General features: G+C 55.1%; 21 protein-coding genes and 1 pseudogene. 11 read left to right on the top strand and 11 right to left on the bottom strand.

The genetic code is table 11. The features are described 5' to 3' along the window. Positions 1 to 4 precede the first annotated feature (4 nt). The 5 genes from pxpC to LH23_RS11455 form a co-directional block, all read right to left on the bottom strand. Positions 5 to 937, bottom strand: a complete 933-nt coding sequence (gene pxpC / locus LH23_RS11475; RefSeq protein WP_039291218.1) for a 5-oxoprolinase subunit PxpC — start codon at positions 935 to 937, stop codon at positions 5 to 7. Next, positions 931 to 1,587, bottom strand: a complete 657-nt coding sequence (pxpB, locus tag LH23_RS11470; RefSeq protein WP_039291216.1) for a 5-oxoprolinase subunit PxpB — start codon at positions 1,585 to 1,587, stop codon at positions 931 to 933. Before pxpB ends, pxpC begins: the two co-directional genes overlap by 7 nt. Before the next feature lie 13 nt (positions 1,588 to 1,600). Further along, positions 1,601 to 2,344, bottom strand: coding sequence for a type 2 GTP cyclohydrolase I (locus LH23_RS11465; protein WP_039296600.1), 744 nt, complete (start codon positions 2,342 to 2,344; stop codon positions 1,601 to 1,603). Between the two features lie 15 nt (positions 2,345 to 2,359). Further along, complete coding sequence (gene phrB / locus LH23_RS11460) at positions 2,360 to 3,769, bottom strand: deoxyribodipyrimidine photo-lyase (protein WP_039291215.1); 1,410 nt, start codon at positions 3,767 to 3,769, stop codon at positions 2,360 to 2,362. Between the two features lie 205 nt (positions 3,770 to 3,974). Next, positions 3,975 to 4,181, bottom strand: a complete 207-nt coding sequence (locus tag LH23_RS11455) for a YbfA family protein (protein ID WP_039291213.1) — start codon at positions 4,179 to 4,181, stop codon at positions 3,975 to 3,977. Between the two features lie 313 nt (positions 4,182 to 4,494). On the opposite strand from LH23_RS11455, the gene kdpF reads away from it, so the two are divergent. From kdpF to LH23_RS11420, 7 genes and pseudogenes are all read left to right on the top strand, one after another. Then, positions 4,495 to 4,584 (top strand): K(+)-transporting ATPase subunit F, encoded by a 90-nt coding sequence (kdpF, locus tag LH23_RS23405; RefSeq protein WP_008456132.1) that lies wholly within the window; start codon positions 4,495 to 4,497, stop codon positions 4,582 to 4,584. After that, entirely contained in the window at positions 4,584 to 6,269 is a 1,686-nt protein-coding gene (gene kdpA, locus LH23_RS11445) for a potassium-transporting ATPase subunit KdpA (RefSeq protein WP_039291212.1), read from the top strand. The genes kdpF and kdpA overlap by 1 nt, the downstream gene beginning before the upstream one ends. 13 nt (positions 6,270 to 6,282) lie before the next feature. Next, positions 6,283 to 8,331: a potassium-transporting ATPase subunit KdpB gene (gene kdpB, locus LH23_RS11440; RefSeq protein ID WP_039291210.1), complete on the top strand. Its 2,049-nt coding sequence runs from the start codon at positions 6,283 to 6,285 to the stop codon at positions 8,329 to 8,331. Between the two features lie 12 nt (positions 8,332 to 8,343). Continuing rightward, positions 8,344 to 8,918: pseudogene (gene kdpC / locus LH23_RS11435) on the top strand (potassium-transporting ATPase subunit KdpC). Positions 8,919 to 8,930: 12 nt separating this feature from the next. Continuing rightward, positions 8,931 to 11,618: a two-component system sensor histidine kinase KdpD gene (gene kdpD / locus LH23_RS11430; protein WP_039291208.1), complete on the top strand. Its 2,688-nt coding sequence runs from the start codon at positions 8,931 to 8,933 to the stop codon at positions 11,616 to 11,618. Next, positions 11,615 to 12,292, top strand: a complete 678-nt coding sequence (gene kdpE / locus LH23_RS11425; RefSeq protein ID WP_008456119.1) for a two-component system response regulator KdpE — start codon at positions 11,615 to 11,617, stop codon at positions 12,290 to 12,292. Before kdpD ends, kdpE begins: the two co-directional genes overlap by 4 nt. Positions 12,293 to 12,328: 36 nt before the next feature. Beyond that, positions 12,329 to 12,757, top strand: a complete 429-nt coding sequence (locus LH23_RS11420; RefSeq protein ID WP_039291206.1) for an EamA family transporter — start codon at positions 12,329 to 12,331, stop codon at positions 12,755 to 12,757. A gap of 34 nt (positions 12,758 to 12,791) precedes the next feature. Here the strand turns inward: LH23_RS11420 and pgm are convergent, their stop codons facing one another. Beyond that, positions 12,792 to 14,435, bottom strand: a complete 1,644-nt coding sequence (gene pgm, locus LH23_RS11415; protein ID WP_039291204.1) for a phosphoglucomutase (alpha-D-glucose-1,6-bisphosphate-dependent) — start codon at positions 14,433 to 14,435, stop codon at positions 12,792 to 12,794. Positions 14,436 to 14,462: 27 nt separating this feature from the next. Then, positions 14,463 to 15,011 carry a replication initiation negative regulator SeqA gene (gene seqA, locus LH23_RS11410; RefSeq protein WP_039291202.1) on the bottom strand — a complete coding sequence of 183 codons (549 nt, stop codon included), beginning with the start codon at positions 15,009 to 15,011 and terminating at the stop codon, positions 14,463 to 14,465. 174 nt (positions 15,012 to 15,185) lie between these two features. Here seqA and ybfF point away from each other — a divergent pair, with 174 nt between their 5' ends. From ybfF to fur, 4 genes are all read left to right on the top strand, one after another. Further along, positions 15,186 to 15,953, top strand: a complete 768-nt coding sequence (gene ybfF / locus LH23_RS11405; protein ID WP_039291200.1) for an esterase — start codon at positions 15,186 to 15,188, stop codon at positions 15,951 to 15,953. Between the two features lie 141 nt (positions 15,954 to 16,094). After that, complete coding sequence (gene ybfE / locus LH23_RS11400) at positions 16,095 to 16,373, top strand: LexA regulated protein (protein ID WP_039296598.1); 279 nt, start codon at positions 16,095 to 16,097, stop codon at positions 16,371 to 16,373. A 179-nt stretch (positions 16,374 to 16,552) separates the two neighbouring features. Continuing rightward, the gene (fldA, locus tag LH23_RS11395) at positions 16,553 to 17,083 is read left to right on the top strand and encodes a flavodoxin FldA (RefSeq protein ID WP_039291198.1); all 531 of its coding nucleotides are present in this window, start codon (positions 16,553 to 16,555) and stop codon (positions 17,081 to 17,083) included. 279 nt (positions 17,084 to 17,362) lie between these two features. Continuing rightward, positions 17,363 to 17,809 (top strand): ferric iron uptake transcriptional regulator, encoded by a 447-nt coding sequence (gene fur / locus LH23_RS11390; protein ID WP_039291196.1) that lies wholly within the window; start codon positions 17,363 to 17,365, stop codon positions 17,807 to 17,809. 95 nt (positions 17,810 to 17,904) lie between these two features. Here fur and chiQ read toward each other — a convergent pair whose 3' ends face one another. From chiQ to nagE, 4 genes are all read right to left on the bottom strand, one after another. Further along, the gene (chiQ, locus tag LH23_RS11385) at positions 17,905 to 18,231 is read right to left on the bottom strand and encodes a ChiQ/YbfN family lipoprotein (RefSeq protein ID WP_039291194.1); all 327 of its coding nucleotides are present in this window, start codon (positions 18,229 to 18,231) and stop codon (positions 17,905 to 17,907) included. A gap of 46 nt (positions 18,232 to 18,277) precedes the next feature. Then, on the bottom strand, positions 18,278 to 19,684 hold the full coding sequence (gene chiP / locus LH23_RS11380; RefSeq protein ID WP_039291192.1) for a chitoporin ChiP: 1,407 nt from the start codon (positions 19,682 to 19,684) through the stop codon (positions 18,278 to 18,280). A 463-nt stretch (positions 19,685 to 20,147) separates the two neighbouring features. Beyond that, on the bottom strand, positions 20,148 to 21,815 hold the full coding sequence (gene glnS, locus LH23_RS11375; RefSeq protein ID WP_039291189.1) for a glutamine--tRNA ligase: 1,668 nt from the start codon (positions 21,813 to 21,815) through the stop codon (positions 20,148 to 20,150). A 177-nt stretch (positions 21,816 to 21,992) separates the two neighbouring features. Then, entirely contained in the window at positions 21,993 to 24,017 is a 2,025-nt protein-coding gene (nagE, locus tag LH23_RS11370) for an N-acetylglucosamine-specific PTS transporter subunit IIBC (RefSeq protein WP_039291187.1), read from the bottom strand. Positions 24,018 to 24,284: the final 267 nt, after the last annotated feature.

Here is a 24,284-nt window from a genome sequence, read left to right as displayed (position 1 = left end):
AACGTTACGCTTCCTGTGCCAGTTGCCAGGCAATTTGCTCGAGATAAATCGCCTGTTCACGGCGCGCTTTCAGCGCCTCCGCCAGCGTACACGGCACAAAATGAATGGGTTCCCCCAGTCTGACTTGAGCCAGGTGATAAAGGTCGGCCTCAATCACGCAGGCAATGCGAGGATAGCCGCCGGTTGTCTGGGCATCGTTCATGAGCACAATCGGCTGGCCGTTATGCGGCACCTGAATCACGCCCGGCAGCAGGCCATGGGACAGCATTTCACGCTGGGTCGTCCGCGCCAGTTCCGGTCCCTGAAGCCGATAGCCCATCCGATTACTCTGCGGACTAATTTGCCAGGCCAGACGCCAGAAACACTCCTGCGACGCCTGGCTGAACTCCTGATACTCCGGCCCGGTCACGGCACGAATACGATTTCCCCAAAGCAGTTGCTTAACGCCGCGAGGATGCTGAAATTTACGCTGAGGTTTACGCAGAGATAAACGGTCGCCATCCCGCAGCAAACGGCCATGATGGCCGCCGATGCCGGCTTTAAGATCGGTGCTGTATGACCCCATCACTTCCGGAACATCCAGGCCACCGTCGACGGCAAGGTAGCTGCGCATACCGTGCGCAGGTTTTTTCAGCGTCAACCTTTGACCTTTTTTGACCGGCAATCGCCAGCCCGTCCAAACGGCGTTGCCATCCAGTTCCGCATGGCAGCCAGCTCCGGTAAGCGCAAACCAACCGCTACGCCCGAATTCAATCACGCACTGCCCTAGCGTGATTTCCAGTGCGGGGGCGTCAGGCGCATTCCCGACCAGTAAATTGGCGACTGAGAGAGCGGGTGTATCGAGCGCGCCGCAGCGGCTCACGCCCAAATGGCGATGCCCTTCACGGCCCGTATCCTGCACGCTGGTTTGTATCCCGGCGCGAATAATATTCAGCATATGCCCCCCTGTTGCGGGACGAAACGCACAGAGTCACCCGGCAACAATAAAGTGGGTGATGAGCCGTTGGGGTTGAACAAATGGAGTGAAGTGCGGCCGATGATTTGCCAGCCTCCCGGCGTCACCAGCGGATAAATACCGGTTTGACTGCCGCCAATGCCTACAGAGCCGGCAGCAACCTGCAGTCGAGGCTCTGCACGGCGCGGCGTGGCAAGGACATCAGGCATCCCCCCCAGATAAGCAAACCCCGGCTGGAAACCAAGGAAGTAGACGATGTACTCCGCGCCGGAATGCAGGGCGACGACCTGCTCAGGCGTTAAGTTATTGTGCCGAGCTACGGCATCAAGATCGGGCCCCACCTCACCGCCGTAAACTACCGGAATCTCAATCTGACGAGGCGTGGGGACGACAGCCTCGCTTTCTTCCCACCAGCGCTGGAGCCATTCAATGCCATCCAGCGCTAACCTCTGGGGATCTTTCAGCACCACGGTGATGTTATTCATGCCAGGAATGGCCTCGCTCACCTCGTCAGAGGCATTCAGGCGCTGCAACAGCCCCCAAATGCGCTGCTGGCTGGCAAGTCTGACGGGCGGCTCCAGTTCAAGAACCACCGCTTTTTCACCCAATAAATAGCAGCGAGCTCGTTGCACAGGCCCTCCGGTATCAGGCTGGATTAGGGATGTCGATAAAGATAACGTCGAGATCGGTTTCGCTGTTTAGCCAGTCGCTAAGCGCCTGGATCCCGCCCCGCTCGGTGGCATGGTGACCCGCTGCATAGAAATGCAGCCCCTGCTCGCGGGCGGAGTGAATCGTCTGTTCGGAAACCTCGCCGGTAATAAACGCATCCACACCAAAGCGTGCCGCACTATCGATAAAGCCTTGCCCACCGCCGGTACACCACGCCACTCGGCGAATCTGATCCGGGCCAGTGTCTCCACACCACAGCGGCGTGCGGCCTAAGCGCATTTCAATCCAGGAAGCCAGCTCCACGCCGGAAAGCGGCGTCGGGAATTCGCCCCACGGCACCAGCGGCTCAACTTCCCCTTTCGTTTCAATCCCCAGCAGCGCGCCAAGCTGGGCGTTATTCCCCAGCTGTGGATGGGCATCAAGCGGTAAATGCCAGCCGTAAAGGTTGATGTCGTTCGCCAGTAGCGCTTTCAGGCGGTTGCGCTTCATGCCGCGGATCACCGGCGATTCGTTTTTCCAGAAATAACCGTGGTGGACGATCACCGCGTCGGCCTGCTGGCGCACGGCCTCGTCCAGCAGCGCCTGGCTGGCGGTAACGCCGGTGACAATCTTGCGGATCTCTTCCCGGCCTTCAACCTGCAGGCCATTCGGGGCGTAATCGCTGATTGCCGCGCTGTTCAGCTTGTCATTAATCAGGCGTTCCAGTTCACTGTTTTTCATCATTATTCTCTTCGGTTATTTTCTTGCTGCTTCATAAGCGGCAAGCGTATTCAGTCGGGCCTGCTTATGGTCAACAATCGGGCGCGGGTAGTCCAGCGTTTGCTTTTGTTTATCGGCCCAGGCCCACGGCGAATGAATCTGTTTCCCAGGCACAGTTTTCAGTTCAGGTAGCCAGTGGCGAATAAAATCCCCTTCAGCATCAAAGCGTTCGCCCTGAGTTGTAGGGTTAAAAATGCGAAAATAAGGCGCGGCGTCGGTGCCCGTAGAGGCCGCCCACTGCCAGCCACCGTTGTTCGCCGCCAGATCGCCATCAATCAGTTGAGACATAAAATAGCGCTCGCCCTGGCGCCAGTCGATCAGTAAATCCTTCACCAGGAAGCTCGCCACGACCATGCGTAAACGGTTATGCATCCAGCCCGTTTGGTTCAGTTGCCGCATCGCCGCATCGACAATCGGGTAACCCGTTTTACCCTGCTGCCAGGCTTCAAGCCACTCCTCATTCCCACTCCAGCGAACTTTATCAGTCCAGGCGATAAACGGCCGGTGACGGCAAAGCTTCGGGTACGCAACCATCAGATGGCGGTAAAATTCACGCCAGATGAGTTCGTTGAGCCAGGTCGCTCCGGCCTCGCCCTCCAGCGCTTTAGGGTGTTCTTTTAGCAGGCGATGCAGGCACTGGCGCGGAGACAAAACGCCGGTGGCCAGATAAGGCGACAGCCGGCTGGTCCCTTCTATCGCCGGGAAATCACGTTGTTCCGGGTAATCGGCCGCGGGCTGCAGGCAAAACTTACGCAGCAATCCAATTGCCTCCGCCTCACCCACCGGGAAGAGTTCGCGGTCAAACGCTTCACAGGGCATATCAAACGCAAAGCGTTCATTGAAGTCACACTCTCCACGTGCTTTTGGCGCAGGCACGCATTCAGGCAAGCCCTCCTGCAAACGCCGAATAAACGCCTTGCTGAACGGGGTAAAGACTTTATACATCTCGTGGTTACCGGTAGTGACGCTGCCCGGCGCAAGCAGCAGGCTGTCATCAAATCCCTGCACGGTAACGTCCACGTCCAGGGCATTTTCCAGCGCGGCGTCACGGGCACGCTCGTTGACTTCATACTGGTAGTTGTAAAAAAGCGCGTCGACCTTTTGTTCAGCGCAAAACGCTTTTATACAGTCTACCGATGCGGCGAAATCCGCAGCCTGTTGGATATGAAGTTCAATCCCACGCCCGGCCAGGGCATGGCCCAATGCTCGTAAATGCTCAAAGATGAACTCGGCCTGTTTTGGCGCCATAACATGCTGCCGCCACTGTTCGGGCGTCACGACAAAAAATCCGATAACTTTTGCATCGGGATTACGGCAGGCGGCGTGTAAGGCGTAGTTATCGTGAATGCGTAGATCGTTGCGGAACCAGACCAGATGGGTGGGCATAACTCTCCCTGGATTAATTGCCTGACCGTCTCCAGTACGCTTAGATGACGGTTCAACATTGCGAAATTATTCCGGGCAGAAGAATGCCAATGCCAGACTAAGCGACATCTCTGACTGCCCGCGTCTAAGTTGTTAACTAAGTGTAGCAAGACGCAGGCAACAAAAAAGCTACCCGGAGGTAGCTTTCGTCAAATCGATTCAGCTTTTAGTAAAAATCGAAGGCGCCAGCTTCGGATTGCGCCATCCACACCGGCTTGTCGCTGGTTTTGGACCACACGCGGTGCAGGTAGCTGTAAAAACGTGCACGATCTTTCCAGAACAGCATCACAGGCAACGCCAGCACACCGGCAGCGACGGCTAAGGTGCGACGCAGGATGACCTGATGCGCAGGGTATTCTTTGTATAAAGACATAGGCTTCTCCTCATAATGTGTGACCGACACCGCATGTCGGAAAATCGAAACTTGTTATCTGGTCAAAATACTATCTCATTGTTTGAAAGTTTACTACTCCTCCGACCAGATAAATGCGCTTTTTTGTGCGCTATTTATCTTTTCACCTGTAATTAAGTTACAAAATGGTTAAATAAATACTAACCATTAGTTAACTAATGGCTTTTGCCATTTTTATACTTTTTTTACACCCCACCCCCGGACTTTTACGACATCTTTTCACCCGAAATCCTATTCTGCCGCGAAATGCTTAACGCACCGTTGGAGGTGGATTGTGAGTGCAGGCGTCATAACCGGCATCGTGCTGGTCTTCTTGCTGTTGGGTTACCTGGTTTATGCCCTGATTAAAGCGGAGGCGTTTTAATGGCTGCGTCCGGATTTTTACTGATCGCCAGCTTCCTGCTGGTGCTCTTTGCCCTTGCGAAACCGCTGGGCGCCGTGCTGGCACGACTGATTGACGGCGAACCGCTGCCGATTGTGGGCCGCATTGAGCCGTTTTTGTGGTCCCTGATGGGCAGCAAAGGTGAAGAAATGGGCTGGAAACGCTATCTGATGGCGATTCTGGCATTTAACGTTTTCGGGCTGATCCTGCTGTTCGCAATGCTGCTGTTCCAGGACAGCTTGCCGCTTAACCCACAGCATCTGCCTGGTCTCTCCTGGCACCTGGCACTGAACACCGCCGTCAGTTTTGTCTCCAACACTAACTGGCAGTCTTACGGCGGCGAAACCACGCTGAGCTACTTCAGCCAGATGGTGGGCCTGACGGTACAAAACTTCGTTTCCGCCGCAACCGGCATTGCCGTGGTGTTTGCGCTGATTCGTGGTTTCTCTCGCCATTCCACCAGCACACTGGGCAACGCGTGGGTCGATTTAACCCGCGTCACGCTGTATATCCTGCTACCGATCTCGCTGGTGATGGCGCTGTTCTTTATCAGCCAGGGCTCGCTGCAGAACTTCTCTGCTTACCAGCCTTACACCACTATCGAAGGCGTTCAGCACCTGTTGCCGATGGGGCCAGTGGCTTCTCAGGAAGCGATAAAAATGCTGGGTACCAACGGCGGTGGCTTCTTCAACGCTAACTCCTCTCACCCGTTTGAGAACCCAACTGCGCTGACCAACTTCGTGCAGATGGTTTCCATCTTCCTGATCCCGGCCGCGCTCTGCTTCGCCTTTGGTGAAGCCGTGGGCGACCGCCGTCAGGGACGCGCGCTGCTTTGGGCAATGACCATCATCTTCGTGGTCTGCGTGGTGGTGGTAATGTGGGCCGAGCTGCAGGGCAACCCGCACTTTATCCAGTTGGGTGCGAACAGCAGCATCAACATGGAAGGTAAAGAGAGCCGCTTCGGCATTCTGAACAGCAGCCTGTTTGCGGTCATTACTACCGCCGCATCCTGCGGGGCAGTCAACGCCATGCATGACTCCTTTACGGCGCTGGGCGGCATGGTGCCAATGTGGTTGATGCAGATTGGCGAAGTGGTCTTCGGCGGCGTAGGCGCTGGCCTGTACGGCATGCTTTTGTTCGTGCTGCTGGCCGTATTTATCGCCGGGCTGATGATTGGGCGTACCCCGGAATACCTGGGTAAGAAAATCGACGTGCCGGAAATGAAGATGACCTCTCTGGCCATTCTTATCACCCCAGCCCTGGTGCTACTCGGCACCGCGCTGGCAATGATGACGGAAGCTGGCCGCAGCGGCATGGCAAACCCTGGGATTCACGGCTTCAGCGAAGTGCTGTATGCGGTTTCTTCCGCCGCGAACAATAACGGCAGCGCCTTCGCAGGTCTGAGCACCAACACGCCGTTCTGGAACATGCTGCTGGCCGTGTGCATGTGGATTGGGCGCTTCGGGGTGATTATCCCGGTAATGGCGATTGCCGGTTCCCTCGCTGCGAAAAAATCCCAGGCCGTCAGCATCGGTACGCTGCCAACGCACGGCCCGCTGTTTATCGGTTTACTGATTGGGACAGTGCTGTTGGTTGGCGCCCTGACCTTTATCCCCGCCCTCGCTTTAGGCCCGGTTGCGGAACACCTTTCTCTGGTTAATTTCTGATTACGAGGCTTCCATGAGTCGCAAGCAACAGGCGCTGTTTGAACCTGGCCTGATCCGTCAGGCGCTAATTGATTCTTTTAAAAAGCTCGCCCCGCAGGTGCAGTGGCGTAACCCGGTGATGTTCATCGTCTGGGTGGGGAGCATCATCACTACCCTGCTTGGGATAGCGATGTTCACTGGCCTGCAGCAGGGGGATGCCCTCTTCACGCTCGCCATCAGCCTGTGGCTGTGGTTTACCGTGCTGTTCGCCAACTTTGCTGAAGCGCTGGCAGAAGGTCGCAGTAAGGCCCAGGCGAACAGCCTGAAAGGGGTGAAAAAAACCAGTTGGGCACGCAAACTGCGCAGCCCGCAGCATGATGCTCAGGTGGACCACGTTCCGGCAGCCGATCTGCGTAAAGGCGACGTCGTGCTGGTGGAAGCCGGGGATATCATCCCTTGCGATGGCGAAGTCCTTGAAGGTGGCGCATCTGTAGATGAAAGCGCTATCACCGGGGAATCCGCCCCGGTTATCCGTGAATCCGGCGGCGACTTTGCCTCAGTGACCGGCGGGACGCGCATTCTGTCTGACTGGCTGGTCATCCAGTGCAGCGTTAATCCAGGGGAAACCTTCCTCGACCGCATGATTGCCATGGTGGAAAGCGCCCAGCGTCGTAAAACGCCGAACGAAATCGCCCTGACTATCCTGCTGGTAGCACTGACAATTGTCCTGCTGCTGGCGACCGCAACCCTGTGGCCGTTCTCTGCCTACGGCGGCCAGGCGGCTAGCGTCACCGTGCTGGTAGCCCTGCTGGTCTGCCTGATTCCAACCACCATCGGCGGCCTGCTTTCCGCCATCGGCGTGGCCGGGATGAGCCGTATGCTGGGTGCGAACGTGATCGCCACCAGCGGCCGTGCGGTAGAAGCCGCCGGGGATATCGACGTCCTGCTGCTGGATAAAACCGGCACCATCACGCTCGGTAACCGCCAGGCCTCAGCCTTCCTCCCTGCCCCTGGCGTGGATGAAAAAGAGCTGGCCGATGCTGCACAACTGGCCTCACTGGCGGATGAAACGCCAGAAGGCCGCAGCATCGTGGTGCTGGCAAAACAGCGCTTTAACCTGCGCGAACGCGACGTACAGAACCTGCAGGCAACGTTTGTGCCGTTTACCGCGCAAACCCGTATGAGCGGCATCAACATTCAGGATCGCATGATCCGTAAAGGTTCCGTGGATGCCATTCGCCGCCACGTAGAAGTGAACAACGGCCACTTCCCGGCTCAGGTCGACACGCTGGTTGAAGGCGTGGCCCGCCAGGGCGGTACGCCGCTGGTGGTTGCCGAAGGCGCTAATGTTCTGGGCGTGATTGCGCTGAAAGATATCGTGAAAGGCGGCATTAAAGAGCGCTTTGCACAGCTGCGCCAGATGGGCATCAAAACGGTAATGATCACCGGGGATAACCGTCTGACCGCCGCGGCGATCGCCGCCGAAGCCGGGGTGGATGACTTCCTTTCCGAAGCAACGCCGGAAGCCAAACTGGCGCTGATTCGCCAGTATCAGGCCGAAGGGCGTCTGGTGGCGATGACCGGCGACGGTACCAACGACGCTCCGGCCCTGGCACAGGCTGACGTAGCGGTAGCCATGAACTCCGGGACTCAGGCAGCGAAAGAAGCCGGGAACATGGTTGACCTGGACTCTAACCCGACCAAGCTGATTGAAGTGGTTCACATCGGGAAGCAAATGCTGATGACTCGCGGGTCACTGACCACCTTCAGTATTGCTAACGACGTGGCGAAATACTTCGCCATTATCCCGGCGGCGTTTGCGGTGACTTACCCGCAGCTCAACGCGCTGAACGTGATGCACCTGCACTCCCCTGCTTCAGCCATTTTGAGCGCGGTGATCTTCAATGCGCTGATCATCATCTGCCTCATCCCGCTGGCGCTAAAAGGCATTAGCTACAAGCCGCTGAGCGCTGCCGCGATGCTGCGCCGCAACCTGTGGATCTATGGCCTGGGCGGTATTGTCGTGCCGTTTATTGGTATCAAAGTGATTGACGTGATCCTGACCGTGCTCGGTCTGGTCTAAGAGGAAAAGAACATGGCTACGTTACGCCCCGCTTTATTACTGCTGATTATCCTGACGCTGATTACCGGGGGGTTTACCCCCTCCTCGCCACGCTGCTGGGGCAATGGTGGTTCCCGGCTCAGGCCAACGGCTCGTTAATCGTTGAAGACGGCAAGGTTCGCGGTTCAGAACTGATTGGTCAGGACTTCACTAACGCAAAATATTTCCAGGGCCGCCCCTCTGCCACCTCGGATAGCCCCTATAATCCAATGGCATCCGGCGGCAGCAACCTTGCGGCCAGCAACCCGGAGCTGGACAAAGAGGTTAAGGCTCGCATTAGCGCGCTGCGTGCGGCTAACCCGGAGGCTAATCCAGCGGTACCCGTTGACTTAGTCACCACCTCCGCCAGCGGCCTGGACGGGCAGCTTTCTCCTGAAGCGACCGCGTGGCAAATCCCACGGGTGGCGAAAGCCAGAAACCTGCCGGTGGAGCAAATCGCTCGCCTGGTGGCGGAAAACACCACCACGCCGCTGGTGAATTTTATCGGCATGCCGGTAGTGAATATCGTTAAGCTGAACCTGGCGCTGGACCATCTCCAGGCGAAGTAAAAAGGACGCGTTATGACCGAGGAGCCGCTGCGCCCCAACCCCGATAAGCTGCTGGAGAAAGTCAATCGCCAGCCGCGTGGGAAACTGAAAATCTTCTTCGGCGCCTGTGCAGGCGTCGGGAAAACCTACGCGATGCTTCAGGAGGCGCAGCGCCTGCGGGCGCAGGGCCTCGATGTGCTGGTGGGCGTGGTGGAAACCCACGGCCGCAAGGAAACCGCCGAACTGTTGAAGGGGCTGACGATTCAGCCCCCTCGTCGTATTCATCACCGGGGGCGTCTGGTTCAGGAATTTGACCTGGACGCCGCTCTGGCCCGCAGCCCTGCGCTGATCCTGATGGACGAACTGGCGCATACCAACGCGCCGGGGTCGCGCCATCCGAAACGCTGGCAGGACGTAGAAGAGCTGCTCGAAGCCGGGATCGACGTTCTGACCTCCGTTAACGTTCAACACCTGGAAAGCCTGAATGACGTGGTAGGCGGGGTGACCGGAATTCAGGTACGCGAAACCGTCCCCGATCCTATTTTCGACGCTGCCGACGAAGTTGTGCTGGTTGACTTACCGCCGGACGATCTCCGCCAGCGCCTGCACGAAGGCAAGGTTTATATCTCCGGCCAGGCCGAACGCGCCATCGAGCACTTCTTCCGCAAAGGCAACCTGATAGCGCTGCGCGAGCTGGCCTTGCGACGCACAGCCGACCGCGTTGACGATCAGATGCGTGCCTGGCGGGACAATCAGGGCCAGGAGAAAGTCTGGCACACGCGGGACGCCATTCTGCTGTGCATCGGCCACAGCAACGGGAATGAAAAACTGGTTCGCACCGCCGCTCGCCTTGCCGCCAAGCTCGGCAGCATCTGGCACGCCGTCTACGTCGAAACGCCGCAGCTTCACCGCCTGCCGGAACATCAGCGCCGGACTATTTTAAGCGCTCTGCGTCTCGCCCAAGAGCTTGGAGCCGAAACTGCCACACTTGCCGACCCTAATGAAGAAAAAGCGGTGCTGCGCTACGCCCGCGAACACAATCTCGGCAAAATCATTATTGGCCGTCACACCACGCGGCGCTGGTGGCACCGTACTTCTTTCGCCGACCGGTTAGCCAAACGTGCCCCGGATCTCGACCTGCTGATTGTTGCACTGGATGAAAAACCGCTCCCCTCCCCGGCCAGAGCACCGGATACCAGAACGCTAAGCGAGAAATGGCGCATTCAACTGCGCGGCTGCGCCGTGGCGGTGGTGCTCTGTGCGTTTATTACCTTTATCGCCAACCAGTGGCTGGTGGCCTTTGATGCCGCCAACCTGGTGATGATCTACCTGCTTGGCGTTGTAATGGTCGCGCTGTTTTATGGCCGCTGGCCGTCTGTCCTCGCGACGGTCATCAACGTGATTAGCTTCGACCTGTTCTTTATTGCGCCGCGGGGCACGCTCGCCGTGTCGGACGTACAATACCTGCTCACCTTCGGCGTGATGCTCACCGTAGGACTGGTGATCGGTAATCTGACAGCCGGGGTACGCTACCAGGCGCGCATCGCCCGCTACCGGGAACAGCGCACTCGTCATCTGTATGAGATGTCCAAAGCGTTGGCCGATGACCGCACGCCGCAGGACGTCGCCGCCACCAGCGTGCAGTTTATTAATAACACCTTCCAGGCCCGTAGCCTGCTACTGCTCCCGGACGATCACGGGAAGCTCAGCCGCATTGCTGCCGAAGGGGAACCCGCCCAATGGGATGAAGCGATTGCGCGCTGGAGCTTTGATAAAGGTCAACCAGCCGGCGCCGGAACGGATACGCTGCCGGGCGTGCCTTACCGCATCCTGCCGCTCAGTACCACGGAAAGAACCCTGGGCCTGCTGGTCGTTGAGCCGGAGAACCTGCGCCAGCTGATGATCCCTGAACAGCAGCGCCTGCTGGAAACCTTTACCCTGCTGGTGGCCACTGCGCTCGACAGGCTGCTGCTCACCGCCAGCGAAGAACAGGCCCGGCTTTCCAGCGAGCGGGAGCAAATCCGCAACTCGCTGCTGGCCGCGCTTTCGCACGACCTGCGCACGCCGCTGACCGTGCTGTTCGGCCAGGCGGAAATCCTCACGCTGGATCTCGCCAGCGAAGGGTCAAAACACGCCCCGCAGGCCAACGAAATTCGTCAGCACGTGCTGAACACTACCCGGCTGGTGAATAATCTGCTGGATATGGCCCGTATTCAGTCCGGTGGTTTTAACCTTCGCAAAGAGTGGCTGACGCTGGAGGAAGTCGTCGGCAGCGCGCTGAAGATGCTTGAACCGGGTCTCGGCGGCCGCCATATCGCCCTTAATTTGCCTGACCCGCTGATGCTGATTGAAGTCGACGGCCCGTTGTTCGAACGCGTGCTGATCAACCTGCTGGAAAATGCGGTTAAATATGCCGGTTATAAAGCCAACATCGGTATCAAAGCGACCTCGACAGCAGACAAGCTCGACCTGGAAGTTTGGGACAGCGGCCCGGGGGTTCCCGCTGGTAAAGAGCTGCTGATTTTTGATAAATTTGCCCGTGGTAACAAAGAGTCAGCGATTCCTGGCGTTGGGCTGGGGCTGGCTATCTGCCGGGCGATTGTTGAAGTTCACGGCGGCACAATTTATGCGCTTAACCGCCCGGAAGGCGGTGCCAGCTTCCACGTTGTGCTACCTTTATCGCCTCCCCCCGAACTCCCTGAAATGATTGAGGTGCTGTGACAACGGTTCTGATAATTGAGGATGAAAAAGAGATCCGCCGCTTTCTGCGCACCGCGCTGGAAGATGAATCGTTACGCGTGTTTGATGCCGAAACCCTGCAGCGCGGCCTGATTGAAGCCGCCACCCGCAAGCCGGATCTGGTGATTCTCGATCTCGGCCTGCCTGACGGTGACGGCATCGATTTTATTCGTGACTTCCGCCAGTGGAGCCAGACGCCGGTCATCGTCCTGTCGGCCCGGAGTGACGAGCAGGCGAAGATTGCTGCGCTGGATGCTGGCGCAGATGATTTTCTCAGCAAGCCGTTTGGCATCGGTGAACTGCAGGCCAGGCTTCGCGTCGCCCTGCGCCGCCACGCCAGCACCGTTCAGCCCGATCCGGTTTATCAGTTTTCCGAAATTCGGGTCGACCTCGCTTCGCGTCGCATTACCCGCGGCGAAGAGGAAATTCACCTGACCCCGATTGAGTTTCGCCTGCTGGCCACTCTGCTGAATAATCACGGTAAAGTCCTGACCCAGCGCCAGTTGCTTAACCAGGTTTGGGGCCCGAATGCCGTGGAGCACAGCCACTATCTGCGGATTTATATGGGCCACCTGCGCCAGAAACTGGAAAGCGATCCTGCCCGCCCTCGCCACCTGCTCACCGAAACCGGGATCGGCTACCGTTTTATGCTCTGAAAGAGTAACCTCTTGTCGGTTCAAGAGGAGTCTTTTATGAGCGCATGGTTAGTCTACGCCCTGTTGTCTGCCGCTACGGCAGCGCTGGTCGCTATTTTTGGTAAGGTTGGTTTGCAGCATCTGGATGCCAATACCGCCACGGCCGTTCGCGCCGTGGTCATGGCGTTATTTTTAGTTGGGGTGGTTGTGGTTCAGGGAAAACTGAATCTTGTTAGCACGGTGTTTGCCGATAAAAAAGCGCTGCTGTTTATTTTATTAAGCGGCGTGGCCGGGGCGCTGTCCTGGCTGTTCTATTTTATGGCGATCAAAAGCGGCGAAGTGTCGAAGGTCGCCCCTATCGATAAGCTGAGCGTGGTGTTCGCGGTGATTCTGGCGGTGATTTTGTTTGGTGAGAAAGTGTCGCTGATTGCCGGGATAGGTGTGGCGCTTATCACCTGCGGCGCGCTGATGGTGGCTTTGGGTTAAAAGAGAAAGGCTCCCGAAGGAGCCTTTTTACCTATTACTTGGCGCTTTTCAGCACTTCGCTGACAATCTCTACTGCTTCTTTCTCAATCTGCTCGCGGTGCTCTGCGCCCAGGAAGCTTTCACAGTAAATTTTGTAGGCGTCTTCTGTGCCGGACGGACGAGCGGCAAACCAGCCGTTCTTCGTCATCACCTTCAGACCGCCAATGGAAGCACCGTTGCCCGGTGCTGCCGTCAGACGCGCGGTGATCGGGTCACCTGCCAGTGTGTCTGCGCTCACCATTTCAGGCGAGAGCTTGGACAGCGCGGCTTTCTGTGCGGAAGTGGCTGGGGCCTGAATACGGTTGTAGCTCGGTGCGCCAAAGCGCGCGGCTAACTCGTCGTAATGCTGCTGCGGGTTTTTGCCCGTAACGGCGGTGATTTCTGCCGCCAGCAGACACATGATGATACCGTCTTTGTCGGTCGACCAAGGAGTGCCGTTGAAGCGCAGGAACGATGCCCCGGCGCTCTCCTCACCACCGAAGCCGAAGCTGCCGTCGAACAGACCGTCAACAAACCACTTAAAGCCCACCGGGACTTCCACCAGCTTGCGGCCCAAATCTTCCACCACGCGGTCAATCATCGCGGAGGAAACCAGGGTTTTACCCACGGCCACATCTTTGCCCCACTGCGGGCGGTGCTGGAACAGATAGTTGATAGCCACGGCCAGGTAATGGTTCGGGTTCATCAGACCAGCCGGCGTGACGATGCCATGACGGTCGTAATCCGGGTCGTTGGCAAACGCCAGATCGAATTTGTCGCGCAGCGCCAGCAGGCCCGCCATCGCACATTCGGAGGAGCAGTCCATACGGATTGCGCCGTCTTTATCCAGGTGCATAAAGCGGAAGGTCTGATCGACCTGATCGTTCACGATGGTCAGATCAAGGTTGTAGTGCTTCGCAATACGGTGCCAGTACTCGATCCCAGAGCCGCCGAGGGGATCAACGCCCAGCTTCAGGCCCGCTTTTTGAATAGCGGCCATATCGACGATATCCACCAGCCCTTCGATGAACGGCTGAACCAGATCCTGCGCCTGAACGTGACCGCTTTCCCAGGCTTTATCCAGTGAGATACGCTTCACGCCTTTCAGGCCGTCGGCCAGCAGCGCGTTAGCGCGATCTTCAACCACTTTGGTAACGTTGGTATCAGCCGGGCCACCGTTTGGCGGGTTGTACTTGATGCCGCCATCGTCCGGTGGATTATGGGATGGCGTGATCACAATCCCGTCTGCCTGAGCGCCGCCCTTTTGGTTATGCACCAGGATGGCATTAGAAATCGCAGGCGTCGGCGTGTAGCCATTATCCTGCTGCACAATGACATCCACGCCGTTGGCGGCCAGCACTTCCAGCACGGAGATAAACGCAGGTTCGGACAGCGCATGGGTATCTTTGCCCACATAGCACGGACCGGTGATCCCATTCTTCGCCCGTTCTTCAGCGATAGCTTGCGCAATCGCCAGAATATGAGGTTCGTTAAAGCTATGACGTGCGGCACTACCACGGTGGCCGGAGGTCCCGAATTTCACCGCGTGTTCGCTATTCCCCACCACTGGCTTAAGCACGTAATACTGCGCCGTAAGCTGGGCTACGTTAATCAAGTCGCTCTGTTGTGCAGGTTGGCCCGCACGATCGTGGTTAGCCATTGGCTCTTCCTTACTGACGCCAGGTTTTTAAATAGTGCCGCAAACCTTTTCAATCAGCTCCGCAGGGAACTGCATTGACTGCATGATGTGTTCGATCATGCTGCATTTACGACCAGTATTCGTATTGGTAATCACCCAGTATGGGGTGCCCGGAACATGTTTCGGCTTGGTTTGATTGCCGTTTGCCAGCAGCGTTTGCTCATCGCCAGCAAAATAGACGCGGGTGCGGCCGTGCAGTGATTCAGTGGCTTCGCCGAAGGTTTTTGCATCCAGCTGATACAGCGTGGACAGCACCATCATAAAGCGGTTTACGGCTTTATTCTGGGCAGCATACTCGTCGGAAAGCAGCAGCTCACGAACGGCACGCACGCGGTTACGAGCGGTGTTCGCAGGTTTTTCTTCAACAACGGGAGCCGCAGCGCGCTCAGGCGCAGCTGGCGTAGAAGTGGCTGCTGGTGTTTGCCCGGCGGTAAATTTAAGCATACGCCGTAAAATGTCTGACGCGCTCTCGCCGATGTGTTTAGTCTGGCTGGCAATATAGCGGTAAAGCTCGTCATCAACTTCGATTGTTTTCATCTTAATCCAGTGCGATATCTTTTCTGAATACAAGTCGTTGGGATTATAGGGTCAAATCCCAACAGCGAACAGGAGAGGCAGCTCAAAGTCAGAGTAAACTGAATATTTGCCGCACGCCCGCGGGAATGCCAACATGATACCCTAACCAAACGAACCAAAATAAAGAACTTTGCCATGAAATTAAATGCTCGCCTGCAAACTGCGCAACAATCGAATAGCAATTCCCCTATTGTACTGATCCACGGCCTATTCGGCAGCCTGGATAATCTCGGCGTTCTGGCTCGGGATCTGGGTAAAGATCACACGTTGCTGCAGATCGATCTGCGCAATCATGGACTGTCACCGCGCAGCGATGACATGAGCTATGCCGCAATGGCCGGGGACGTTTTGGATACCCTGGACGAATACGGCATCGAAAAAGCCACGTTTATTGGTCATTCCATGGGCGGCAAAGTGGTGATGGCCCTTACCGCAATCGCACCTCAGCGTATTGATAAGCTAGTGATGATCGATATTGCGCCGGTTAACTATCAGGTTCGCCGTCATGACGAAATTTTCGCGGCTATTCGCGCGGTCAGCGAAGCGGGCGTAAAAACTCGCCAGCAGGCGGCGCAAATCATGCGCGACCACGTAGCTGAGGAAGGCGTTATTCAGTTTCTGCTGAAATCCTTTGCTGACGGCGAGTGGAAGTTCAACGTGCCCGTGCTTTGGCAGCAATATGAAAATATCGTTGGCTGGCAGCCTGTCCCGGCCTGGCCACATCCAGCGTTGTTTATCCGCGGCGGGAATTCTCCGTATGTTGATGAAAGCCACCGCGAGGCGCTGTTAAGTCAGTTCCCACAGGCCCGCGCTCACGTCATCGCTGGAGCAGGTCATTGGGTTCATGCGGAAAAACCGGACGCCGTTTTGCGGGCAATTCACCGATTTATCGACGCTGAGTAGAAAAACTGATTAAAAACAGACCGACCGGGCAGCAGAAGTCGCTAACGCGTTGGCGGGAATGGCGCGCTGATGTATGATGGCGCGCTTAATTGCACCGGCACCCTGCCCCTGCAGCCAGAATTTCCTGTCAGTATTCTAATCATGGCAAAAGAACAAACGGACCGTACTACATTAGATCTGTTCGCGGACGAGCGTCGCCCCGGGCGGCCGAAAACCAATCCGCTCTCGCGTGATGAGCAATTGCGTATCAATAAGCGCAATCAGCTGAAGCGCGATAAAGTGCGTGGTTTGAAGCGGGTTGAGCTAAAACTGAACAATGATGCGGTCGATGCCCTCAACCAGCTGGCTGACGCCCGCAACATCAGCCGCAGCGAACTGATCGAAGAGATGCTGCTCGAGCAGCTTAAAAATCTCGGGTAACGCCTTCAGCCGCCCTGCGGGTTATCTGAAATCTCAAAAGGGTGAGCTAAACCATGTTGCAGACTGTGCACCCGGGTGTGATAGCTGTTTCCGCTGCCGGAGCTGTTCTGCTATGATTGCCCTATACGTGGGCATTTGACGGCCAGCATACTATTAAGTTTCAAGAGGTTATTTTACTCATGGCAATCGTAGGCATTTTTTTCGGCAGCGACACTGGTAACACCGAAAATATCGCGAAAATGATTCAAAAACAGCTCGGTAAAGACGTTGCTGAGGTGCATGACATTGCTAAAAGCAGCAAAGAAGATCTCGAAGGTTTCGACATTCTGTTGCTCGGCATCCCGACCTGGTACTACGGTGAAGCCCAGTGCGACTGGGATGATTTCTTCCCTACTCTTGAAGAAGTCGATTTCAACGGCAAACTGGTGGCGCTGTTCGGCTGCGGCGACCAGGAAGATTACGCAGAATACTTCTGTGATGCACTGGGCACCATCCGCGACATTATCGAACCGCGCGGCGCGGCGATTGTGGGCCACTGGCCAACCGCCGGTTACCACTTTGAAGCCTCCAAAGGCCTGGCTGATGACGACAACTTTGTCGGCCTGGCCATTGACGAAGACCGTCAGCCAGAACTGACCGCAGAACGCGTTGAGAAGTGGGTTAAGCAAGTTTCTGAAGAACTGAATCTGGCTGATATCATTAACGCCTGATTTCTCTGGCGCAAATAGAGCATTTGCGCCATTTTGATAGCTTGTAGCAATGAAAATAATTGCTACAAGTTTGTAACTTTCTCGTACATCCCTGTACAATGTCTTCCTGATAGCTTGGCTGATAATTACTGTAAATGGCGACGCCGCCACGATTTTTCAGCCTTATTTTGCACCATACTTGCGGTTCCCATTTAGAAGTAGCAGTTCTATAATGAGACGCATTACTCTTAACGCTCACTGCAGTTTGAGCGAATCGTTAAGCAACAGGACAATTTCCGCATGACTGACAACAATACCGCATTAAAGAAGGCCGGCTTGAAAGTCACGCTTCCGCGATTAAAAATCCTCGAAGTGCTGCAAGAGCCGGTAAATCATCACGTCAGCGCGGAAGACTTATATAAACGTCTGATCGACATGGGCGAAGAAATTGGCCTGGCGACGGTCTACCGCGTACTGAACCAGTTTGATGATGCCGGGATCGTGACCCGCCACAACTTTGAAGGCGGCAAGTCCGTTTTCGAGCTGACCCAGCAGCATCACCACGATCACCTGATCTGCCTCGACTGCGGAAAAGTCATCGAGTTCAGCGACGATTCTATCGAATCTCGCCAGCGTGAAATTGCCGCGCGCCACGGTATTCGCCTGACTAACCACAGTTTGTATCTGTACGGACACTGTGCCGAAGGCGACTGCCGTGAAGACGACACGGCCCACGATCCGAAATAAGTAATCCGCATTAACAAACGCTGCTTCGGTGGCGTTTAAAAGCAAAAAACCGGCAGGTTTCCCTTGCCGGTTTTTTTATTGACTGAAAAAGGTTATCAGCTGTTATTGGCGCGAATCTCCTGCCAAATCTTATCGCAGCGCACCTTCGCGGCTTCATCATTGCCGCTCTTTCTTGCCTGGATGCATTTCTGATAATCCAACACGTTCACAGCCTCTTTTTCAACAAACGCTTTATGCTGTTTTTCCTGACGCAGTACGTTCAGCACGCTCTGGCAGGCTTCAATTTTATCCGGATTGCCCTCCGCCGTGTTGATACAGGCGCTATAGGCCTGCTTCAGGCGTGAATCTTCCGGAGGTGCCGGAGGCTGAACGCAGGCAGACAGCGTGAAAACAGCCGCAGTGACCAGTAGAATCTTTTTCATGTTCGGTTCCTTATAAAAAACGGGCGCTTACGCGCCCGGTTTCACATCAGAAGATGGTGAACGGAGCAATCACGATGAACTTCACGTCACGCTCATCCTGGAACATGTTGCCGTAACCACCGCCCCAGCTTGGGATGTCGGAGTGGTTGTCGTACTGTGTGAAGTGCAGTTTGAACAGCGTGCCTTTCGCTCGGCCTTCCTGCACGGTATACATTGCATCGAGGCTGTAAGAAGACTCTTTGATCTTGTTGGAAGCGAGATCCTGGCGGTTACCGGAAGCATCAAGCGCCCAGGTGGATGGTTTTGCATCCCATGCATAAACGTAAGAAGCACCGACTGCCCAACCCGGCAGATTCCAGTTGCTCAGGTCATACATTGCGCCGAAGAACACGGCTTTTTCACCGTTGGCGTTGAAGTCAGAGCGGTTATCCCACCACACATCCAGACGACCGTTGGAAGAAGCGTAGGTTGGCGTCATACGCTGCAGGAAGTAACCCTGCTGCCCTTCTGCCTTCACCATGGTCCCTTCGAGACGCAGGTCAACCTGGCCAATTTTATAACCAAAGGTCAACGCCTGGAGCCATGCGGTGCCATCGTAGATATCGTTGATAGTGTTGTTCGCGGCTTTATCACGGGTGCCGTAGAACTGGTAGCTGGTGCTCAGCGGGCTACCTGCAACGTCAAATTTGTAGCTGGCTTTAGCGAAGTACTGATCAACAAAGCCCTGCGCCTGGCCAAATGCGGCTTCGAGAATCAGGTCGTTTTTGAAGTCATACTTCGCGCCGATGGAGTGCAGGTAATCAACTTTGGTTTTTTTGTCGTTCTGGTAGAACTTGTCGGTTTCAAGGTGCCACGGCGCCTTGTACTCGTTGGTCCACATATAGGAGAAGCTCAGCGCACCGGCATCACCGTAGTCAAATGCGGCCCCTGCTTCAGCACCCTGATAAGTACCAGGCATGAAGCTCCAGTGTGGTGCTAGCAGCGTTTGGCCGGTTGGCTGAATGTAACCTGCACGTGCCCATACCGGGCCGTATTTGAATTTAGCAGCCGCTTTATAAAGGCTAATGCCGCCTTTATCACCGGAGTAGTCTTCGTCGTAGGTTTTATTTTTAGAGGAGAATGCGATTTCGTTCGGGTGGCCACTGGCGCTGTCTTCGGCCATTTCAATGGCGGTGAAGGCGGCAATATCGAAACCAAACATATCGGCCGCATAGCCGGACTGGAAGTCGAGGTTGGCGTTCCAGGTTGAGTGCGACAGGTTAGTTTTGTACTTACCGTCGGACACATCTTTACGGTCACGCTCACGCTGCCAGTAATAGATGCCGCCGGTCAGCGTGGAGTCATCAACAAAACCCGCAGCACTAACCTGCGGAGCCACTACAAAGCCAGAAAGAGCGGTAACGCTTGCAATAGCAAGAGCAAGCGCACTACGTTTGCCACTAAACGTACGCATAGTTAAATTCCTCTTTGACGTAAAAATCATCGTCTGACGTGAAAAGCGCCATTGACGAAAAAAGTAAAATTGCCTGACGGCTAAAAGCGGTTTTTGCTTAACACACCCGCATTACTGCTGCTCATAGACTATTTTTCGCGACGCGAATTATCAATGACTTTGTATCAGAGATTTCCTGGAGTATGACAGAGAGCACATAATCTATGTGCATTTGTAACAAAATTGCGCAGCAGATGATTAACCCTGATTACGATTGATTTTAAGAATAAAATCTCTTTGAGAGCGCTTTCATTATAAGCATCAGGAGATTACGGGGAAGAGATGACATTGTGTAAGGAGATTTTCCCAAAAATGAAAATGAGAATTAATTCGCACCGCGAATGTGCATGAAAGGTTAACAAAAGGTAAGCAAAAAGAAAAAACGCCGCATTGCGCGGCGCTTTCATCAGGCTGTTAGTGGCAATTACTCACCGATTTTAGCCCAGGTATCACGCAGGCCAACGGTGCGGTTAAACACCAGTTTTTCTGCGGTCGCATAGCGGCTGTCGAGGCAGAAGTAACCTTCACGCTCGAACTGATATGCCTTACTTTTTTCCGCGTTCTGCAGGCTAGGCTCAACGAAGCCCTGACGAATAACCAGGGAATCCGCGTTAATGGTAGACAGGAAGTCTTCCGCAGCCCCTGGATTCGCGACGCTAAACAAGCGATCGTACAGGCGAATCTCCACCGGCAGCGCGTGTGCTGCGCTGACCCAGTGAATCACACCCTTAACCTTGCGGCCGTCAGCCGGATCCTTGCTCAGGGTTTCCGGATCATAGGTGCAATACAGTTCGGTGATATTACCTTCGGCGTCTTTTTCTACACGCTCGGCTTTGATCACATAGGCATTACGCAAGCGAACTTCTTTACCCATCACCAGACGCTTGTATTGCTTGTTTGCCTCTTCACGGAAGTCAGCGCGATCAATATAGATCTCACGACTGAACGGCACTTCACGGCTACCCATTTCAGGTTTATTTGGGTGATTCGGCATGGTGACCGTCTCTTCATCACCTTCAGGGTAGTTAGTGATAATAACTTTTACCGGATCCAGTACGGCCATGGCACGCGGTGCATTCTCGTTGAGATCGTCACGGATACAGGATTCCAGAGAAGCCATTTCAACGGTGTTGTCCTGCTTGGTTACGCCAATGCGCTTACAGAACTCGCGAATGGAGGCTGCGGTATAGCCGCGGCGACGCAAACCGGAGATGGTCGGCATACGCGGGTCGTCCCAGCCTTCCACAATCTTCTCGGTCACCAGCAAGTTCAGCTTACGCTTGGACATGATGGCGTATTCGAGATTCAGGCGAGAAAACTCGTACTGACGCGGGTGTGCAGGAATGGTGATGTTATCCAGCACCCAATCATACAGGCGGCGGTTGTCCTGGAACTCCAGGGTACACAGCGAGTGCGTAATGCCTTCCAGCGCATCGGAAATACAGTGGGTGAAGTCGTACATCGGGTAGATGCACCACTTGTTGCCGGTCTGGTGGTGATCGGCAAATTTAATGCGATACAGCACCGGGTCGCGCATAACGATGAACGGCGAGGCCATATCGATTTTGGCACGCAGGCAGGCGGTACCTTCGGCGAACTCACCGTTGCGCATTTTCTCGAACAGCGCGAGGTTTTCCTCAACGCTACGATCGCGGAACGGGCTGTTTTTACCGGGCGCAGTCAGCGAGCCACGGTATTCACGAATTTGTTCCGGGCTCAGCTCATCAACATACGCCAGCCCTTTATTAATCAGCTCAACGGCATAATTAAACAGCTGGTCAAAATAGTCAGACGAATAACGCACATTGCCAGACCAGTGGAAGCCCAGCCATTCAACGTCATGCTTGATGGACTCTACGTATTCGATGTCTTCTTTTACCGGGTTTGTGTCGTCGAAGCGCAGGTTGCATTGCCCCTGGTAATCTTGGGCAATGCCAAAGTTCAGGCAAATAGACTTGGCGTGGCCAATGTGCAGATAGCCATTTGGCTCAGGCGGAAAACGGGTGCAAATACTGGTGTGCTTACCGTTCGCCAGGTCTTCATCAATAATCTGACGAATAAAGTTAGTTGGGCGGGCTTCAGCCTCACTCATCGCGGGTTCCTCAAAGCGTGTACCTTAGTTAACGGCGTATGATCTAATAAGCGGCCTCGGGAAACAACCTTTAGTTGCATAAATTAGGGTTATCCATGCTGGCTAGCGGCAGGTAATAAAAAAGCGGCTGACGATATACGCCAGCCGCTTAAGGCACAAATGCTTACTCAGGAGCGATTACTTGCCTTTAATCTCATACAGTGGTGTTTGACCTGCAACCACCTGACCTTTCGCCTGGATAACCAGACCGCTGAAGTCGTCGATGTTGCTGCAAACTACCGGGCTAATCATGGAGCGAGCGTTGGCGTTCAGGAAATCGAGATCCATTTCCAGAATCGGCTGGCCGGCAACCACTTCGGCTCCTTCTTCCACCAGACGCGTGAAGCCTTTACCACCCAGAGCAACGGTATCGATGCCCATGTGAACCACAATCTCTGCGCCTTTTTCTGTCTCAAGGCAGAACGCGTGGTTGGTGTTGAAGATTTTCACGATAGTCCCGGCGGCAGGAGAAACGACAGTTTTCTCCGTCGGCTTAACCGCTACGCCATCACCTACAGCTTTGCTGGCGAAAGCTTCGTCAGGCACCTGGTCCAGCTCAACAACATCGCCGGTTACCGGAGAAACCAGAGCGGCAATAGTTGTGCTGGCCGCGTTTGGAACAGCCTGTGGTTTAGCCGCAGGAGCCGGTGCTGCACCCGCAACAGGTGCGGCGGCTTCGACAGTGCCTGCGGTTTTCATTGCATTAGCAATTTTTTCTGCAGCAAAGCCAACGATGATTTGCACGCTGGTTTTGTTCAGGCGAATAACGCCCGTCGCACCCAGACGCTTAGCCAGCGCTTCGTTAACAACGGAAGAGTCTTTCACACTCAGACGCAGACGAGTGATACAGGCATCAATGCCGGTCAGGTTTGCAGAGCCGCCTACCGCAGAGATGTACTGACGAGCCAGACCAGAAACGTCCTGATTCGCTTCACCGCTCACGTTCACGTCCTGACCGTCAGCCTCGTCACCGGCTACAGCCAGTTCACGGCCCGGCGTCAGCAGGTTGAATTTGGTGATAGTGAAACGGAACACCACGTAGTAGAGAACGAAGAACACCAGACCCTGAGGGATCAGCATCCACCAGTGGGTTGCCAGCGGGTTACGGGAAGAAAGCACCATATCCACCAGGCCCGCAGAGAAGCCGAAGCCCGCAATCCAGTGCATGCTTGCCGCGATAAATACCGAGATACCGGTCAGCACTGCGTGAATCACGTACAGTACCGGCGCAACGAACATGAAGGAGAACTCCAGCGGTTCGGTGATCCCGGTGAAGAACGCAGCGAAAGCAGCGGCCATCATGATACCGGCAACTTTTGCTTTGTTTTCAGGACGTGCACAGTGATAGATGGCCAGCGCTGCACCTGGCAGACCGAACATCATGATCGGGAAGAAGCCCGCCTGGTAACGACCGGTGATACCGACAACCGCTTTACCTGCTTCGATGGACTGAGCGCCACCCAGGAAGTTAGGAATGTCGTTAATACCCGCAACGTCAAACCAGAACACGGAGTTCAGGGCGTGGTGCAGACCAACCGGGATCAGCAAACGGTTGAAGAAGGCATAGATACCGGCGCCTGCAGAACCCAGTTTCTGAATGTGTTCACCGAAGTTCACCAGACCGTCGAAGATCATCGGCCAGACGTACATCATGATGAAAGCAACGGCAATCATCACGAAGGAGGTCAGGATTGGCACCAGACGACGACCGCTGAAGAAGGAGAGCGCTTTCGGCAGCTCAACGCCGCTGAAGCGGTTATAGAGTTCTGCAGAAATAATACCGACCAGAATACCGACGAACTGGTTACTGATTTTACCAAACGCCGCCGGAACCTGATCCGCCGGAATTTTCTGGATCATGGCAACCGCTGCCGGTGAGCAGAGGGTGGTCAGAACCAGGAAGCCAACAAAGCCGGTCAGTGCAGCTGCACCGTCTTTGTCTTTGGACATGCCGTAAGCGACGCCGATGGCGAACAACACGGACATGTTATCGATAATGGCGGAACCGGATTTAATGAAGAGCGCGGCTAACGCGTTGTCTCCACCCCAGCTAACTGGGTCAATCCAGTAACCAACCCCCATTAATATTGCTGCTGCTGGCAGTGTAGCCACCGGCACCATAAGTGCCCGGCCCACGCGCTGTAGATAACCTAGAATACTCACTTTATTCCCCCTATGAGACCCCGTTAAGGCTCGCTCAAGCAGTGTTTTTATTGTCTTACTTACATTGAATACACGGCGACGATTCACATCACACGGTGAAGTGTGAAAAAAATTAATTCGTACCGCAAATTAAACGCACCTTTTTTGTGATATTTATCACCAAATATCGCTTCAACCCTCCCCCTTCACTGGCTATCTCCGAAAACTTATTTTATGATTCAAAAAATCAAGGCGGATTGATCCCTGTCGGTTCAGTATAAAAGTGGT

This window comes from Cedecea neteri, from assembly GCF_000758305.1.
GTDB classification, from domain to species: Bacteria; Pseudomonadota; Gammaproteobacteria; order Enterobacterales; family Enterobacteriaceae; genus Cedecea; species Cedecea neteri_C.
This window is presented reverse-complemented; position numbering and strand designations above follow the sequence as displayed.

Bases quoted from the DNA above. Each gene is read 5' to 3' on its own strand.
- fur (WP_039291196.1), top strand. From the start codon at position 17,363: ATGACTGACAACAATACCGCATTAAAGAAGGCCGGCTTGAAAGTCACG.
- pxpC (WP_039291218.1), bottom strand. From the start codon at position 937: ATGCTGAATATTATTCGCGCCGGGATACAAACCAGCGTGCAGGATACG.
- LH23_RS11420 (WP_039291206.1), top strand. From the start codon at position 12,329: ATGAGCGCATGGTTAGTCTACGCCCTGTTGTCTGCCGCTACGGCAGCG.
- glnS (WP_039291189.1), bottom strand. From the start codon at position 21,815: ATGAGTGAGGCTGAAGCCCGCCCAACTAACTTTATTCGTCAGATTATT.
- phrB (WP_039291215.1), bottom strand. From the start codon at position 3,769: ATGCCCACCCATCTGGTCTGGTTCCGCAACGATCTACGCATTCACGAT.
- kdpA (WP_039291212.1), top strand. From the start codon at position 4,584: ATGGCTGCGTCCGGATTTTTACTGATCGCCAGCTTCCTGCTGGTGCTC.
- chiQ (WP_039291194.1), bottom strand. From the start codon at position 18,231: ATGAAAAAGATTCTACTGGTCACTGCGGCTGTTTTCACGCTGTCTGCC.
- chiP (WP_039291192.1), bottom strand. From the start codon at position 19,684: ATGCGTACGTTTAGTGGCAAACGTAGTGCGCTTGCTCTTGCTATTGCA.
- kdpB (WP_039291210.1), top strand. From the start codon at position 6,283: ATGAGTCGCAAGCAACAGGCGCTGTTTGAACCTGGCCTGATCCGTCAG.
- LH23_RS11455 (WP_039291213.1), bottom strand. From the start codon at position 4,181: ATGTCTTTATACAAAGAATACCCTGCGCATCAGGTCATCCTGCGTCGC.
- seqA (WP_039291202.1), bottom strand. From the start codon at position 15,011: ATGAAAACAATCGAAGTTGATGACGAGCTTTACCGCTATATTGCCAGC.
- pgm (WP_039291204.1), bottom strand. From the start codon at position 14,435: ATGGCTAACCACGATCGTGCGGGCCAACCTGCACAACAGAGCGACTTG.
- ybfF (WP_039291200.1), top strand. From the start codon at position 15,186: ATGAAATTAAATGCTCGCCTGCAAACTGCGCAACAATCGAATAGCAAT.
- fldA (WP_039291198.1), top strand. From the start codon at position 16,553: ATGGCAATCGTAGGCATTTTTTTCGGCAGCGACACTGGTAACACCGAA.
- ybfE (WP_039296598.1), top strand. From the start codon at position 16,095: ATGGCAAAAGAACAAACGGACCGTACTACATTAGATCTGTTCGCGGAC.
- kdpD (WP_039291208.1), top strand. From the start codon at position 8,931: ATGACCGAGGAGCCGCTGCGCCCCAACCCCGATAAGCTGCTGGAGAAA.
- LH23_RS11465 (WP_039296600.1), bottom strand. From the start codon at position 2,344: ATGAAAAACAGTGAACTGGAACGCCTGATTAATGACAAGCTGAACAGC.